Origin of the sequence: Nonomuraea thailandensis (assembly GCF_024172165.1) — a bacterium.
In the GTDB taxonomy this organism is placed as follows: domain Bacteria; phylum Actinomycetota; class Actinomycetes; order Streptosporangiales; family Streptosporangiaceae; genus Nonomuraea; species Nonomuraea thailandensis.
In genome coordinates this window covers 9,513,596-9,529,129 of sequence record NZ_JAMZEB010000002.1, presented here as the reverse complement: position 1 = coordinate 9,529,129, position 15,534 = coordinate 9,513,596, and the positions used below count along the sequence as shown (strand labels likewise).

The window sequence follows — 15,534 nt, the reverse complement described above, 5'->3', positions numbered from 1 at the left end:
GCGGTGACGGGCCTCTCGCTTTGTGTCCGGCTGTCCACGGGTGACACCGGCGCTCTACGGTTGATCGTTCCCTGTACGTTCCCTAGCGATCACGGTTGGTGGACCCCAGTGCTCGGGATGTGTCTGTGGCGACACTGGGCTCCCGCACCGGCGTCTATCTCAGGGAGGAGCGTCACAGAGCTCGCAGGAAGGACTCCAGCGCCCTGGGACGGTAACGCAGCTACTCCGGCGGGACACCCGCCCTACGCCCGCTACACGCTGGCGTAGGGCGTGTGCCACTGCGCCGTACCCGCCGTGTGATCAACCCATCGTCGGCGCCGAACTGGCCAAGGTCGACGCCACCGGCTACCGGTCACTACGTTCCTTCGAACGCGTCGGGAACCCGTCCTTGTGGTGACCTGAGCCCGGCGGCCAGAGACACGCTCTCGCCGCCCTGACCGGCCGGTCAGGGCGGGTTGTGCATCTTGCCGGCCACCGCCATCGAGGAGGGCCGGGCCTTGTCCTCGATGAGCGGCGTGCTGGCCGCCGCCTACCACCTGCTGTTGGCCTGGCGACAGGCCCCCCTGCTAGCGCAGGTGGCGGGCGAAGAACCCGGCCGCGTCCTCCCCGGCGGACTGCGGGACACCGGTGTGCCCGCCCATGTTGGCGAGCAGCGTCTTCTCCTTGGAGCCGAAGGCGTCGAACAGGTCCAGGGCCGCCTGCCTGTCGTTCCCTTCGTCATCCCACTGCAGCAGGACAAGCAGCGGAATGGTGACCTGCCGGGCCTCCTCGAACATGATGCGAGGCACGAAACTCCCGGCGAAGAGGCCGGCGGCCACGATGCGCGGCTCGACCACCGCGAGCCGGATGCCGATGGAGATCACTCCCCCCGAGTAGCCGACCGGACCGCCGATCTCGGGCAGCGACAGGAGGGCGTCCAAGGCGGCCTGCCATTCCGGGACCGCCTTGTCGACGAGCGGGAGGATGAGGGCGTCGATGATCTCGTCGCCGACCGGCTCGCCGGCCTCAATCGCCCGGCGCAGGTCGGCGCCTGCCTGCTCGGCGCCGGCCCAACGGGGCCGGTCACCGCTCCCGGGGAGCTCGATGGTGGCCGCAGCGAAGCCAGCCGCCGTGGCGTGCCGGGCCCGTGCCACCAGCCGGGGGTACATCTTGTGCAGTCCGAGCGGAGGGTGGCCGAGCAGGATCAGCGGGACCGGTGCGGACGCGGATGAGGGCGTCCACAGGATGCCGGGGATCTCGCCGAGGGTGAATCCGCGTTCGACGACGCCGTCGTCGAGGTGCTGCTCGGAAGTGAATTGCATGGTCGTGCCTTTCGGGAGTGCTCGTGAACGGCGCTCCCGGACGACCTATCGCCCGGCCGTGACCCCAGAGGGGAGCACCCATGTCGATACTGTGTTCACGGGTACCACCTCCTCGTTCTCCGGCACGGCCTCCAGAAAGCTAGCAATGGTCGCCGTGGTCCGCCAACCGGTTTTCGCGAAGGCTCCGTGGCCGGATGATGCACGGAGCCACTCGCCTCAAGGCCGAGGCCGTGTAGTTGAGGGCTTCGCTGTGACGTGATCGCGGCGTGACGGGATCGGAACGCTACGCAGAGCTACTTGGAGCCTCATCGCAGCTGTCCGAGTGGAGGGTCGTTCGGCGCATGATCCGCTCGTTCGCCGGGTTCGGCGAAACCCTGCCGGGTGGTCCCCGGGTCTGGCTGAGGTCCGGCCGTACCGGTGCAGTTCGCAGGTCTGTCGGGCACGTTGGTTGGCCGCGCGGCCAACCCGCCTCTGGCGCGGCCCTCGCCCAGTCGTCCGGCATCACCGCATCATCGCCATCAGCTGCGCCAGGCTCGGGCTCGACCAGTCCACGCCGTGCCCCGTGCAGTGCGACACGTACAAGGCGATCCAGCCCGTGCACGTGTCGTACTGCACGGAGCACGGCCCGCCGCGCAGGCGATCAGAACACCATTGCGAGCAGGTCGGCGAACAGCTCCTGATCGTCGATCTCGAGCCCGCGGTTCGTGAACCAGGTGGCCATGTTGTGGCAGTCACGCATCAGGAAGTCCATGCCCTTCGGGTTGCCGACGACGTCGACGACCTGGGGCAGGTCGATCATCACGATCCGCTCGTCCTGCGCGAGGACGTTGTACGGCGAAAGGTCGCCGTGCGCGAGCCCCGCGCGGGCCAGTTCGCGCATGCCCTCGCGGAGCTGCTCGAAATACACACCGAGCAGCTCCTTCGACGGCCGGACCTGGGCGAGCCGGGGCGCGGCACCGCCCTCGCCGTCGTCGATGAACTCCATCAGCAGCTCGGTGCCGTCCACCTGCACGGGATACGGCACCGGGACGCCGGCCTTCCACAACCGGTTGAGGGCGACCCACTCGGCGTAGGCCCACTGACCGGCCGCGACACTGCGGCCGTGCGAGGTCTTCTTCGCAATCGCCCGGTTGTCGCGGCTGTTGCGGGTACGGCGGCCTTCGACGTACGACGTACTGCGGCGGAAGGACCGGTGTTCCTCGGTGCGGTATCGTTTCGCGGCCAGCAGCGAGGACTTCGCCGGGTTGTCGCCGATGGCTTCGACGGCCCGTTCGAGCAGGAAGACGTCGGCTTCCTTGCCGGTTTTGAGGACGCCGAGCTCGGTGTCGATCGCAGCCTGCTCCGTCACGACCCACGAGGGGCGTGGTTCCGGGCCGCGAGAACCGCGCTCGACCTCCAGCCAGGTGGACCACCGCTGATCCGGGCCCAGCTCCTCGTCGACCGAATGGAACTCGAAGACGAAGGCGTCGGACGGATCTGATGAAGACTCGTCACCGGGGGCATCGGACCAGGGGGAGCCGAGGTCGGAGTAGGAATCAGGGAGTTCGTACTCGGAAGACAACGGGTGTGCTCCTGAACAAAGAGGTGGGACTGATGCGGACATGCCGCAGCGCAGTGATGGCCATCCGTCAGCCCTCCTTAGTCCAGGCAGCGCTCTCCGCCGCTCGATCGAGCCAGCATGCCCGCCCGTTTTGGATCTCGCAACCCATTTACCGGCGCCGGGACCGTACGGTCGGTGCCGATTTCGGAGGGCGTCTGCACGGATGTCAGAAGTCGCCGCTGAGCATGGTTGTGGTGCGGGCCGCGGTACGGGGCATGGCCGGGCTGGTGCTCGGGGCGGTGATGGCCGTGGTCGAGCTGGTGTGGGTCGTCGTCGCGGTGCCGTTGCTGGTGCTGCCGCCGGCCCGGCCTTGGTCGTTTCGTGGCGCTCGCTGGCTGGCCGAGGCCGATCGGGTCCGGGTCAATCGCTGGCTGGGCGGCGCCGTCGCTCCTGGTCTGGCTGGGGGACGTGTGTTGGCGTACGTGGCGATGCGTGCCATGGCGGGCGGGCTCGGCGGCGGAGTGCTGGTGCTGGTCGGGATCTGGGTGGCGGTGAGCTGGCAGGCGCTGTCCGGCGGTATGAGCGAGCGTGCCGGTTGGAGCTGGTACGACCCGATCACCTGGACGGTGTTCGTCCTCCTCGTCCTCTTCCTGGCGGTGCAGGCCCTCATGGGACTGGCGGCGCTGGAGCGGCGGCTGGCGGCATGGGGGCTGGCGCCCAGCGACAAGGAGGTGCTGCGGGGACGCGTTGAGCAGTTGTCGCGGACGCGGGCGGAGGTGCTGGAGGCGGTCGATGACGAGCGGCGGCGGATCGAGCGGGACCTGCATGACGGGGTGCAGCAGCGGCTGGTGGCGCTGGGCATGCTGCTGGGCCGCGCTGATCGCCTCGACGATCCGGGCGCTGCCGCCGCGCTGTTCCGGCAGGCGCGGGAGGAATCCCGCCGCGCTCTGGAGGAGTTGCGGGAGGTGGCCTGGCGGATCTGCCCGGCTCCGCCCAGGAGACGGTTGCCTCCTTCGTGGTCTGCGAGGCGGTGACGAACGCGCTCAAACACAGCCGAGCCCAGCGTGTCGAGGTCGAGATCCGCCAGCCCGGCGGCATGTTGCTGGTACGCGTCACCGACGACGGCGTCGGCGGCGCGCGGGCCGACGGGCGGGGTCTGTCCGGGCCGGCGCGCCGGGTGGCCGCCCACGACGGGCGGTTCGACCTCGACAGCCCGGCAGGCGGGCCGACGACGCTGCGGGTGGAGCTGCCATGCGCATGGTCCTGGCCGAAGACAACACACTGCTGCGCGAGGGCCTGACCCGGCTGCTGAGCGAGGGCGGCCATACCGTTGTGGCCGCCGTCGGCGATGGGGAAGGACTGATGGCCGCCTGTGTTGTCGCAGTACGTCGACACCCGCTACGCCGCCCAGCTCATCGAGGGCGCCGTGCGCGGGGCCGGCTACCTGCTGAAGGACCGGGTGGTCGAGGTCGGCGACTTCCTGGAGGCGCTGCGGCGGGTGGCGAGCGGCGGGACGGCGTTCGACCCGGAGGTCGTCCGGCGGCTGCTCAACCGCGCCCGCGACACCGTGTCCCTGGCCCGGCTCAGCGTGCGCGAGCACGAGGTGCTCGCCCTGATGGCACAGGGACACACCAACGAATCCATCGCCGCACGCCTGCACGTGTCGCGCAGCGCGGTGGAGAAACACGCCAACGCCATCTTCGACAGGCTCGGCCTGGCGCACGCCGACGGCTGCAACCGCCGGGTCCTGGCCATCGTGCGTTTCCTCAACGACCAACCCCCTTCCCATCTGACGACCTGGGCGGCCCTGCGCCGCGGTCGTGCGGGGACAGCACGATGTCGGCGTCCTGGAGGTCGGCTTGGGCGAAGCCGGCCGGGGTGCCTGCGGGTTCAGTCGCGTGCCGGGGGCAGCAGCGCGGCGGCGGCCACGATGAGCGGGTCGAGCCGGCCGTCGGCCGCGCCGGCGTCGGCGAGCAGCCTGGCGCGCATCCGGGGATCCCAGAAGGCGCGGATGTGCTCGGCGATCCGCTCGGCCGCCCAGGCCGGGTCGCGGTTCCTGAACTGCACGGCGATCTCGTTCGCCATGCGGATGTGCGGGGGCGTCCGCGTCGCGGTCACGGGATCACATCACCGCTGCCGGGGCGGGGTGCTTCAGCGACACCTGCACCGCGGTCACCTTGTACTCGGGGCAGTTGGTCGCCCAGTCGGAGTTCTCCGTGGTCACGACGTTCGCGCCGGTCACCGGGTGGTGGAACGTCGTGTAGACCACCCCGACCGGCATCCGGTCGTCGATCTTCACCCGGAGGCTGGTCTCCCCGACCCGGCTGGTCAGCGCGACGGTGTCGCCGTCGCGGACGCCGCGCACCTCGGCGTCGTGCGGGTGCATCTCCAGCACGTCCTCCGGATGCCAGGCGGTGTTGCCGGTACGCCGGGTCTGGGCGCCCACGTTGTACTGCGACAGGATGCGTCCGGTCGTCAGGATCAGCGGGAACTTGCGGGTGCTGCGTTCCCGGGTCGGCACGTAGTCGGTGAGCATGAACCGGCCCTTGCCGCGTACGAACTCGTCGATGTGCATGATCGGGGTGCCTTCGGGCGCCGCGTCGTTGCACGGCCACTGGACGCTGCCGACCTCGTCGAGCTTGGCGAACGACACCCCCGCGAAGCTGGGTGTGGTCATCGCGATCTCGTCCATGATCTGCGCGGAGTCGCCGTACTTCATCGGGTAGCCCATCGCCTGCGCGATCTCGCAGACGATCTCCCACTCGTGCTTGCCGGTCCGCGGCGCCATCACCGGGCGGACGCGGTTGATCCGGCGCTCGGCGTTGGTGAACGTGCCGTTCTTCTCCAGGAACGAGGTGCCCGGCAGGAAGACGTGCGCGTACTTCGAGGTCTCGTTGAGGAACAGGTCCTGCACGACGACGAGCTCCATCGCCGACAGGGCGGCGGTGACGTGCTTGGTGTTCGGGTCGGACTGGACGATGTCCTCACCCTGCACGAACAGGCCCATGAACGTGCCGTCGATCGCGGCGTCGAACATGTTGGGGATGCGCAGGCCCGGCTCCGGGTCCAGCACCCGGCCCCACAGCGTCTCGAACGTGCCCCGCACCACGTCGTCGGAGACGTGCCGGTAGCCGGGCAGCTCGTGCGGGAAGGAGCCCATGTCGCACGAGCCCTGCACGTTGTTCTGCCCGCGCAGTGGGTTCACCCCGACGCCCTCGCGTCCGATGTTGCCGGTGGCCATGGCCAGGTTGGCCATGCCCATCACCATGGTCGAGCCCTGGCTGTGCTCGGTGACGCCGAGGCCGTACATGATGGTGGCGTTGCGCGCGCTCGCGTACAGGCGGGTCGCGGCCCGCAGCTCGGCGGCGGGGATGCCGGTGATCGGCTCGACCGCCTCGGGGCTGTGCTCGGGGGCGGAGATGAACCGCTCCCATTCGGTGAAGTCCTCGCAGCGCTCCTCGACGAACTCCCGGTCCACCAGGCCCTCGGTCACCACCACGTGGCTCATGGCGTTGATCAGCGCCACGTTGGTGCCGGGCTGTACCCGCAGGTGGTGTTCGGCCTGGATGTGCGGGGATCGGACCAGGTCGATCCGGCGTGGGTCGGCGACGATGAGCTTGGCGCCCTGGCGCAGCCGGCGCTTGATCCGCGAGCCGAACACCGGGTGGGCGTCGGTCGGGTTCGCCCCGATGATCAGGATGACGTCGGCCTTGTCCACGGACTTGAAGTCCTGGGTGCCGGCCGACGTGCCGTACGTCTGCTTGAGGCCGTAGCCGGTCGGCGAGTGGCAGACGCGGGCGCAGGTGTCCACGTTGTTGTTGCCGAAGGCGGCGCGCACCATCTTCTGGACGACGTACACCTCCTCGTTGGTGCAGCGCGAGGAGCTGATCCCGCCGATGGAGCCGGCGCCGTGCCTGGCCTGGATCCGCAGCATGCGGCCGGCGACGTGGCCGATGGCCTCCTCCCACTCCACCTCGCGCCAGGGGTCGGTGATCCGCTCGCGCAGCATCGGCTTGAGCCGCCGGTCGGGGTGGGAGGCGTAGCCGAAGGCGAACCGCCCCTTGACGCAGGAGTGTCCCTCGTTGGCCTTGCCGTCCTTGTACGGCACCATGCGAACGACCTCGTCGCCGCGCAGCTCGGCCTTGAACGAGCAGCCCACGCCGCAGTAGGCGCAGGTGGTGAGCACGCTGCGGTTCGGCATGCCGAGCTCGACCACGGACCGCTCCTGCAGCGTGGACGTCGGGCAGGCCTGCACGCAGGCGCCGCAGGAGACGCAGTCGGACTCCATGAACGTGCCGCCGGCGCCGGCGGCCACCTTCGAAGCGAACCCGCGCCCCTCGATCGTCAGGGCGAAGGTGCCCTGCACCTCACCGCAGGCGCGCACGCAACGGGAGCAGGCGATGCACTTGCTCGCGTCGAAGTCGAAGTAGGGGTTGCTGCTGTCGGTCGGCAGGTCGAGGTGGTTCTCGCCGTCGAAGCCGTAGCGGACCTCGCGCAGGCCGACCACGCCGGACATGTCCTGCAGCTCGCAGTCGCCGTTGGCCGGGCAGGTCAGGCAGTCCAGCGGATGGTCGGAGATGTACAGCTCCATGACGCCGCGGCGCAGCTCGGCGAGCTTCGGCGTCTGGGTGCGTACCCTCATCCCCTCGGCCACCGGGGTGGTGCACGACGCCGGGGACCCCTTGCGGCCGTCGACCTCGACGAGGCACAGGCGGCACGATCCGAAGGGCTCCAGGTTGTCGGTGGCGCACAGCTTGGGGATGTCGATGCCGCACTCGGCGGCGGCGCGCATCACCGAGGTCCCCTCCGGAACCAGCACTGTCTGCCCGTCGATCTCCACGGACACGGTCGCCTCGACCGAGCGCGCCGGAGTGCCGTAGTCCTTCTCCTTGATCAGGCTCATCGCCGTTCCTCCGTCGTCACTCCGAAGTCGCCGGGGAAGTGGGTGAGGGCGCTGCGCACCGGCATCGGCGTCAGGCCGCCCATCGCGCAGAGGGAGCCCTCCGTCATCAGGTGGCACAGGTCGTCGAGCAGCTTCAGGTCGGCGGTTCTGTTCCGGCCCGCGACGATGCGGTCGATGACCTCGACCCCGCGCACCGAGCCGATCCGGCACGGGGTGCACTTGCCGCACGACTCGGCGGCGCAGAACTCCATGGCGAACCTGGCCTGCGCCGCCATGTCCACGGTGTCGTCGAACACCACCACGCCGCCGTGGCCGACCATCGCCTCCGCCGCCGCGAACGCCTCGTAGTCCATGGGCAGGCCGAACCGGGACGTCGGCAGGTAGGCGCCGAGCGGCCCGCCGACCTGCACGGCCCGCACCGGCCGTCCCGATCGGGTGCCGCCGCCGTACCCCTCCACCAGCTCGCCGAGGGTGATGCCGAAAGCGGTCTCCACGACGCCGCCGCGGGCGATGTTCCCGCCGAGCTGGAAGACCTGGGTGCCGCGCGAGCGGCCCACCCCGAGCTCGGCGAACGCCTCCGCGCCGTCGGCCAGGATCATCGGCACCGAGCCCAGGGTCAGCACGTTGTTGACCACGGTGGGTTCGCCGAACAGGCCCTCCAAGGCGGGGATCGGCGGCTTGGCGCGCACCATGCCGCGTTTGCCCTCCAGGCTCTCCAGCATGGAGGTCTCCTCGCCGCAGATGTACGCTCCGCCGCCCACCCGGACGAACAGGTCGAAGCTGAAGTCGCGGTCGAGGACCCGCTTGCCGAGCCAGCCCCTCTCATAGGCGGCGTCGATCGCCGCACGTAGCGTCGCCACGGCGTCGGGGTATTCCGAGCGGACGTAGATGTAGCCCTCAGCCGCCCCGACCGCCCAGGCCGCGATCGCCATCCCCTCGACGAGGGTGAACGGGTCGCCCTCCATCAGCATCCGGTCGGCGAAGGTGCCGCTGTCGCCCTCGTCGGCGTTGCAGCAGACGAACTTGAGCTCCGACACGGCACCGAGCACGGTCTTCCACTTGACGCCCGCCGGGAAGCCCGCGCCGCCGCGGCCGCGCAGCCCGGAGTCGGTGACCTCGGCCACCACCTGCTCAGGGGTGAGGGACAGCGCGCGCGTCAGGCCGGCGAGCCCGCCGTGGGCGACGTAGTCGTCGGGGGAGACCGGGTCGACCACGCCGACCCGGGCGAACGTCACGCGCGTCTGGTCGCGCAGCCACGGGATCTCCTCGGTCGGGCCGAGACACAGGGGGTGCTCGGCGCCGTCCAGCAGTCCCGCGGCGAGCAGGTCGTCGACGTCGTCCGCGCCCACCGGTCCGTACGCCACCCGGCCGGCCGGTGTCGCCACCTCGACCAGTGGTTCGAGCCACAGCATGCCTCGGGATCCGTTGCGCACGACGCGGACCTCGGGGCCGGCCGCCTCGGCGATGCGCTCGGCGACCTGGTCGGCGCCGACGGAACGAGCGGCCGAGTCCCGCGGGACGTACACGGTCATCGGCTCGCTCGTCACGCGGCCTCCCCCAGGAGGCGATCGAGCTCCTGTGCCCCCACCCTGCCGTACAACCGGTCGCCGACCTGGACGGACGGGCCGAGAGCGCAGTTGCCGAGGCAGAAGACCTGCTCCAGCGTGATCGCGCCGTCCGGCGTGGTCTCCCCGAGGCCGACGCCGATCCGGCTCCTCGCCCGGTCGACCAGCTCGTTCCCGCCCACCGCCTGGCACGCCTCCGCCCGGCAGATCCGGACCGTCGTGCGGCCCGGAGGCGTCTGGCGGAAGTCGTGGTAGAAGGTGACGACGCCGTGCACGTCGGCTCTCGACAGGTTCAGCTCGTCGGCCAGGATCGGGATCGCCGCCGGATCGACGTGGCCCAGCTCCTCCATGAGGCTGTGCAGGATGGGCAGCAGAGCGCCCCGGTCGTCACGGTGCCGCGCGACGACCGCGCGCACTCGATCTTCAAGAGACTGCGCCGACGACGACGTCATGACCAGCCTTTCGGTCGGGGGGATCTACCTGCACGGTCGTGCATCCCCGGCCGGCGCGTCCAATCGTTTCTTTCTCTCATCCGATAGACGGCTTCTATCAGCGCAGACCACGGTGCGGTCGTCGCATCAGCAGGGTCTCCTCGCCCGCGTCCCCCAGCGGTGCGGTCTTGATCGAGCGCCCGCGAGCGGTATCTCATGGATCCGGAACGCTCGCAGTTCGTGGAACGCCGCAGCGGGGCGGCGCAGGCCGGGCCGGCGTTGATGGAGCCGGTGTTGTCCGGCCGTGAGACCCGTCCACAGGAAGTCACGGCGCGGTAGAGGCCGGGTGTTCGCATTTCCTGAGCAGGAGTGACGATGACGTACGAGGAAGCTGCGGAACTCTCGCGACACGGCGTGCCGCCGACCGGCCTCAGCCGTCGGGAAGGCGCTGTGAGGGTGCGCCGCCCGGGCCCGACGACCCCCGTTCGCATCAGGCAGTTCTCCGGCTCGACGGCCACGGACCGCCGCGACGACCTGGCCACGGAGGAGCCGCTGGAGATCCGCGTGTCCGCCCCGGACGGCACGCGCCGTACGGCGGCCATCACCATGCGCACGCCGGGGCACGACCTGGAGCTGGCGGCCGGGTTCATCAGCGGGGAGGGCCTGGCGGGGCCGGGGGACATCGCCGCGATCGCGTACTGCACCGACGACGACATCCCGCCCGAGGCCCGCTACAACACGGTGACCGTGCACCTGAAGGGGCCCATCCCCGACCTGCCCGCGCTCGACCGTCACTTCCTCACCTCCAGCGCGTGCGGCGTCTGCGGCTCGGCGAGCCTGGAGTCGCTGCACGACCGCTGCCGCCCCCTTCCCCGGGGCGAGCTGGAGCTCACCGCCGAGCTGCTGTACGGGATGCCCGGCGCGTTGCGCGGCGCCCAGGGGGTGTTCGGCAAGACGGGCGGCCTGCACGCCGCCGGGCTGTTCTCGGCCTCGGGCACGCTCGTGGCGGCGCGCGAGGACGTCGGCCGGCACAACGCCGTCGACAAGCTGGTCGGCTGGGCGGCGATGAACGACCGGCTGCCGCTGAGCGACCACGTGCTCATGGTGAGCGGCCGGGCCAGCTACGAGATCATGCAGAAGGCTCTGTCCGCGGGCATCCCGGCGGTGTGCGCGGTGTCGGCGCCGTCCTCCCTGGCGGTCGACCTCGCCAGGGAGTTCGGCATCACGCTGGTGGGCTTTCTGCGCGGCGAGCGCTGCAACGTCTACGCGGGCGGGGAGAGGGTCGTCGGCTCTGCCGAGGGGCGCGGGCACGCCGGTGCGGGCCGGACATGATCACCGGCTGGCGGGAAGGTCGATCGAACGTCGCCGCTGAACAGTGAAGACCGCGATCGCGGTGCGACTCGCCGGAGAACAATGGCGCTCCCACGCCGCCAAGATCCGGCATTTCCGGACAAAGCCCTCCGTTCTTGGAGAGTTTTGGCCCTGTTCGCCGCTTCTGTCTGCTGTGGCAGTCGGGGTGATCCACTCGTCGGCGTTGGGCGAATCCATACCATTCGGAGGCCGAAAGATAGGCCGATGATCACGCCGAATTGGCCGGAGTGGTCGACCGATATGGCTACGATATTCAACGTTCAAACGACCGATTGCGGGACGACCTGTCTCGATCTATTTCGAGCATTGCCCCGTGCGACGCCCGCACAGGGGAGAAGCGCGCAAGGTGACCGGTAACGTCGCTGACGACCCGTGCGACGATCGCTACGACAACTGGCGACGCGACTTCTCGCTGCTGTGGGGCGGCGCCGCGTTCTCCCAGCTGGGTACGGTGTGCAGCAGGCTCGCCGTCCCGCTGCTCGCTCTGGACATGACCGGCTCGCCGGTGTTCGCGGGCTGGGTGGCGGCGGCGGGCGTGCTGCCCGGTGTGCTGCTGCACCTGCCGATCGGCGTGCTGGTGGACCGGTTCGACCGCTATCGCGTCATGGTCGTGAGCCAGGTCGTGCAGGTGTTCGTCGCGCTGCAGGTCGTCGCCATGCTCTGCCTGGGTGGCCCGCCCGTCATGCTGCCCATCGCCGCGGCCCTGCAGGGAGTGTGCCTCAGCTTCTACAACACGGCGGAGCTCACCGCCGTGCAGCGCATCGTCCCGACCGAACACCTGTCGGGAGCCATGGCGAAGAATGAGGCCCGCCGCAATGTCGCCATGATTCTCGGCCGCCCGCTCGGCGGATTCCTCTTCGGGCTCCACCGGATAATTCCGTTTCTGCTCGACGTCGTTTTCGCCGTTGTCGCCCTCTGTGCGCTGCGCGGGATGCGGAACAAAGAATTCCAGGCGGGTTCGGCATTCGGCCAGGCCCGAAATAATTCGCTGTGGCGCGATTTCCGTGACGGCATCTCCTATCTCCGTCGGGAGACGTTTCTTTTCCTGGTGCTGTGGATCTGCACGATCACCAATTTCCTCTTCCAGGCACTCGGCCTGGTCTTCATGGTCTCCGCGGAACAGCAGGGGCTGTCCAGCTTCGAGATCGGCGTCCTGCTGGCGGCCGGCGGGGCGGGCGGCCTGCTGGGAACGTCCATCGCGTCCTGGACGCTGCGCAGGCTCGGGGCCAAGCTCATGGTCGTGGTGTGCGTGTGGACGTGGCTGCTCGTCATGGTCCCCGTCATCTTCTGCGACGACGTCGTCATGCTCATGCTGGTGTGGGCGGTGATCGGATTCATGGGCTCGCACATGAACGTCGCGCTCACCGTGCACCAGGCGCAGGTCGTGCCGGAGGAGTTGCTGGGACGGGTCGTCAGCGTCAACCGGTTCTTCACGGGGGGCGCCGTTCCGCTGGGCGCGCTCGCCAGCGGCTATTTGATGAACGTGCTCGACACCCAGGGCACCGCGGTCGTCACGGTCGTCGTCATCGCGTTTCTCGCCCTGGCCATCACGCCTGGAAAGGCGTGGGAGAGCACCCGCCTCGTCGACGGCGACAACAGGCGATCGATCAATCCGGCGCCACGCGGCAAGCACGTTCAGATGAGCCTGCAGCGTGACCGTCGGCGAATCTCGGTGAGGGCTCACACCGGCGTGATGGCGCGCGATGCGGGTTCCTCCCCGCCGGGGGAGGGGAAGATGGCGAGTGTGAGGCCGCGCAGGCTCGACTGAACCTTGTCCTCGACGATTCCCGGATCGACCGTGCGGGTGCCGCTCGAAATGATGTGTCCGAAAACGTCGTCACAGACGGCGTTCACCTCGTCGATCGCCTGGCGCCGGCCCTCCTCGCCGCACAGCGCCCAGAGCTGCGCGATGGCCACCCGGGCCGCGTGGTAGTCGTCACGGGCCTGGCGGAGCCGGTCAGGGAGATCTTCGGGGTCGAGCCGCACATTCGCGTCCCGGCGCATCTGCAGCACGAGCCGTGCGGTCAAGGCGAGCTTGAGCACGGAGGACTGCACGGCCTCGCACGACTCGCGCAACTCGCGCCTGCGGTTCTCGGTCGCTTCGGCCCGCCGCTCATCCTCCAGCCGGATCCGTTCGTACTTGGCCTTCATCCTCTCGTTCAGCAGCGCCCACACCGCGGTGAGAGTCGCGGCCAGGATCGTGCTGGTGCCGGTGATGATCGCTATCAGCGCAGTGGGGTTCATACGCGTGCATCACAGTTCCTCGATCAGCTGCACGGCGGCGCTGCGTTGGTGGGAGGGAAGGGGAGGACGCTTGGCGGACAACGCGCGGGTGGCGAGCTGGAGGGCGGCCGACCGGTTGCCGCTGAGCTTCTGGACGCGGGCGGCGCGAAAGAGCACCGGCCCGCTCTCGACGGTGTCGGTGACGAGGTCGCCGAGCTCCTTCCTGGCCGCCTCGGTACGGGACAGCGTGGCCAGGGCCAGTGCCCGGGCTGCCCTCGCCGACGGCACCGCCCGGTTGGCGACCCGGTCCAGGTCCCGCAGGGCCGATTCCGCCTTGCCCAGGTCGGCATAGATCTCCCCGCGCACGCGGAGCGCTTCTGGCGTGTCACCGTCGCGCCTGAGCACCTCACCCAGCACGACCAACGCGGCCTCCTTGCGGCCCGCGTTCCAGAGCGCCTGGCCGAGCCCGGTCTGCACGGACAGGTCGTTGGGGACGCGGTTGGCGGCGGCGGAGAGCTCCTCGACGCCGGCCCCCTGACCTCCCTGCACGAGCTTGAGCCGCCCCACTGCGGCGAGCAACTGACCGACGGCCGTGGTGTCACCCAAGGTCTCGAAGATCCCGGCGGCGGAGCGGTAGCGGCGGGCCGCCTCCTCCAACAGGCCCTGCTCGTACGCCACGGTGCCCAGGAACGACTCGGCCTGCGCACGCGTCCTGGTGTCCTCCCGGGAGGCCGCGCTCGCGGCCTCGTCGGCATGCCTCCGTGCGAGAGTGAGCCTGCCCCGGGACAGCGCCTCCTCGGCGGCACGCAGGCGGGACGGCCCGTCCAGTTCGGCACTGTGCCACTGTGCGGCCTCGAGCTGCTGGACGGGCTGCACGAGCCGCGGATGTTGCAGCTCGTAGCCGCGCAGGCCGTTGCGCCACCGCGCCTTGATGACGTGCTCGTCCTCCACGGCCTGGACCACGGCGGCCGGCAGGCCGAAGGCGCGTCCCGACCCCTCCTGCGCTGTTCCCCCGCCCTTCGAGGCGGCGGAGATGAACGTGTTGCGCAACCACGAGGCGAGCTCGTGCGGTGGCAGCTGCTGGTCGGCTGCGACGTTGGCCAGCGCCTGCGCGGTGAAGTGTTGCAGCGCCCTGTTGACGTCCAGGTGCAGACGGGTGGAGTGCACCTCGGGCGCGTCCGTCAGGTCCCTCCACAACCGCGCGCACACCACCTGCAGGAGCACCGGCTCCACCAGAGCCGTCCGGCCTCTGTCGGTCCCCTGAGCGGTCCTCACGGTACGGAGCTCGTCGACCAGCAGGCTCGCGATCTCAGGGGGGAGCGCGCGGCCGAACCGTTCGATCGGCCCCCTCGCCGCCTCGATCGCGGTGTCCTGGCCGAACGGTTCCAGGGGAAACGAGACGCAGGAGTCGTCGGCGACCTCCTTGGCGATCGGGAGGACGTCGTCGAGGTGGTCGGTGCGCACGCACAGGAGCAGGCGCGCGGCCGGGCGGCGGTTCATGGCCTCGATGAGCTCGTCCAGAAACCGGCGCCGACGGCTGATGTGGATCTCGGAGTCCTGGAAGAGCCGCTCCGCCTGGTCAATGGCGATCATGGTGGGGACCGGCTGGCCCGATCGATCGGCACGTTCGTTCCTGCGCAGGAAGTCCTCGATGGACAGGCTCGCGATGCGGGCCGCGGACGCGGTGGGGGCCCACGACGACAGCAGGGCGAACACACACGGATTCTCGTCCGGCAGCGACGCGGAGGGTACGGAGGAGCGGTACGAAAAACGGCCGATGGGCAGGACGTTCGCCCCCTCGGCCGAAAGTTTGGCAAAGGCGCCGGCCCGCAGTAATGACGTCTTGCCGACCCCGGCGTGGCCGTACAGGATGGTGACGCGATTCTGCTGCCAGAGCCTGGTCAGCTCATTCGTCTCGTATGTCCGCCCAAAGAACAGCTCATGATCGCCCACCTCGAAGGAGCGGGCTCCGACAAAAGGGTCAGGCTTCGGCTGCCAAAGCGGGGATGCTCCTGTCATACGGTGATCCTCGGGTACCAAAAAGCGGAAATTGTCTGCCCGAAACGACAGCGAGGTTTCCGTGATCCGACATGCGAGCATCCGATCGTAACAGTTGAAGCCTCTGCTGGCCGCAGTAACATGATCATGTCGAGATGGAGAAGGCGTCCCTGTACGAATGCGACGCACTGTTGGCGGGTCT

The 15,534-nt window shown here is 69.7% G+C and carries 12 protein-coding genes and 1 pseudogene; 5 read left to right on the top strand and 8 right to left on the bottom strand.

Annotated elements, in window-relative coordinates:
- Positions 1-566: 566 nt before the first annotated feature.
- Entirely contained in the window at positions 567-1,301 is a 735-nt protein-coding gene (locus tag HD597_RS47775) for a dienelactone hydrolase family protein (RefSeq protein ID WP_253753515.1), read from the bottom strand.
- A 640-nt stretch (positions 1,302-1,941) separates the two neighbouring features.
- Positions 1,942-2,862, bottom strand: coding sequence for a serine protein kinase RIO (locus tag HD597_RS47770; RefSeq protein WP_253753513.1), 921 nt, complete (start codon positions 2,860-2,862; stop codon positions 1,942-1,944).
- Positions 2,863-3,086: 224 nt separating this feature from the next.
- On the opposite strand from HD597_RS47770, the gene HD597_RS47765 reads away from it, so the two are divergent.
- From HD597_RS47765 to HD597_RS47755, 3 genes and pseudogenes are all read left to right on the top strand, one after another.
- A complete protein-coding gene (locus tag HD597_RS47765; RefSeq protein WP_253753511.1) occupies positions 3,087-3,875 on the top strand; it encodes a sensor histidine kinase in 789 nt (262 codons plus the stop codon).
- Positions 3,872-4,141, top strand: a complete 270-nt coding sequence (locus HD597_RS47760; RefSeq protein ID WP_253753509.1) for a sensor histidine kinase — start codon at positions 3,872-3,874, stop codon at positions 4,139-4,141. Before HD597_RS47765 ends, HD597_RS47760 begins: the two co-directional genes overlap by 4 nt.
- Positions 4,093-4,615: pseudogene (locus tag HD597_RS47755) on the top strand (response regulator transcription factor); the annotation flags it as partial. The gene HD597_RS47760 and the pseudogene HD597_RS47755, both read left to right, overlap by 49 nt.
- A 116-nt stretch (positions 4,616-4,731) precedes the next feature.
- Here HD597_RS47755 and HD597_RS47750 read toward each other — a convergent pair.
- From HD597_RS47750 to HD597_RS47735, 4 genes are read right to left on the bottom strand one after another with little or no spacing between them, the layout of a single operon-like run.
- Positions 4,732-4,959 carry a formate dehydrogenase subunit delta gene (locus HD597_RS47750; RefSeq protein WP_253753507.1) on the bottom strand — a complete coding sequence of 76 codons (228 nt, stop codon included), beginning with the start codon at positions 4,957-4,959 and terminating at the stop codon, positions 4,732-4,734.
- 4 nt (positions 4,960-4,963) lie between these two features.
- Positions 4,964-7,744 (bottom strand): formate dehydrogenase subunit alpha, encoded by a 2,781-nt coding sequence (gene fdhF, locus HD597_RS47745; protein WP_253753505.1) that lies wholly within the window; start codon positions 7,742-7,744, stop codon positions 4,964-4,966.
- Positions 7,741-9,291, bottom strand: a complete 1,551-nt coding sequence (locus HD597_RS47740) for a formate dehydrogenase beta subunit (RefSeq protein WP_253753503.1) — start codon at positions 9,289-9,291, stop codon at positions 7,741-7,743. Before HD597_RS47740 ends, fdhF begins: the two co-directional genes overlap by 4 nt.
- Positions 9,288-9,761 (bottom strand): formate dehydrogenase subunit gamma, encoded by a 474-nt coding sequence (locus HD597_RS47735; RefSeq protein ID WP_276083207.1) that lies wholly within the window; start codon positions 9,759-9,761, stop codon positions 9,288-9,290. The genes HD597_RS47740 and HD597_RS47735 overlap by 4 nt, the downstream gene beginning before the upstream one ends.
- 429 nt (positions 9,762-10,190) lie before the next feature.
- Between HD597_RS47735 and fdhD the strand changes: the two genes are divergently transcribed.
- Together fdhD and HD597_RS47725 are read left to right on the top strand one after the other, a co-directional pair.
- Complete coding sequence (fdhD, locus tag HD597_RS47730; RefSeq protein WP_253753500.1) at positions 10,191-11,072, top strand: formate dehydrogenase accessory sulfurtransferase FdhD; 882 nt, start codon at positions 10,191-10,193, stop codon at positions 11,070-11,072.
- A gap of 385 nt (positions 11,073-11,457) precedes the next feature.
- Complete coding sequence (locus HD597_RS47725) at positions 11,458-12,879, top strand: MFS transporter (RefSeq protein ID WP_253753498.1); 1,422 nt, start codon at positions 11,458-11,460, stop codon at positions 12,877-12,879.
- Here the strand turns inward: HD597_RS47725 and HD597_RS47720 are convergent.
- Complete coding sequence (locus HD597_RS47720) at positions 12,792-13,355, bottom strand: hypothetical protein (RefSeq protein WP_253753496.1); 564 nt, start codon at positions 13,353-13,355, stop codon at positions 12,792-12,794. The two genes, HD597_RS47725 and HD597_RS47720, sit on opposite strands and share 88 nt — an antisense overlap.
- A gap of 9 nt (positions 13,356-13,364) precedes the next feature.
- The gene (locus tag HD597_RS47715) at positions 13,365-15,353 is read right to left on the bottom strand and encodes an nSTAND1 domain-containing NTPase (RefSeq protein ID WP_345694398.1); all 1,989 of its coding nucleotides are present in this window, start codon (positions 15,351-15,353) and stop codon (positions 13,365-13,367) included.
- Positions 15,354-15,534: the final 181 nt, after the last annotated feature.

What these genes read in the sequence shown, in the direction of transcription:
- HD597_RS47720 (WP_253753496.1), bottom strand. Translation starts at nt 13,355, where the DNA reads ATGAACCCCACTGCGCTGATAGCGATCATCACCGGCACCAGCACGATC.
- HD597_RS47735 (WP_276083207.1), bottom strand. Translation starts at nt 9,761, where the DNA reads ATGACGTCGTCGTCGGCGCAGTCTCTTGAAGATCGAGTGCGCGCGGTC.
- HD597_RS47715 (WP_345694398.1), bottom strand. Translation starts at nt 15,353, where the DNA reads ATGACAGGAGCATCCCCGCTTTGGCAGCCGAAGCCTGACCCTTTTGTC.
- HD597_RS47775 (WP_253753515.1), bottom strand. Translation starts at nt 1,301, where the DNA reads ATGCAATTCACTTCCGAGCAGCACCTCGACGACGGCGTCGTCGAACGC.
- fdhF (WP_253753505.1), bottom strand. Translation starts at nt 7,744, where the DNA reads ATGAGCCTGATCAAGGAGAAGGACTACGGCACTCCGGCGCGCTCGGTC.
- HD597_RS47765 (WP_253753511.1), top strand. Translation starts at nt 3,087, where the DNA reads ATGGTTGTGGTGCGGGCCGCGGTACGGGGCATGGCCGGGCTGGTGCTC.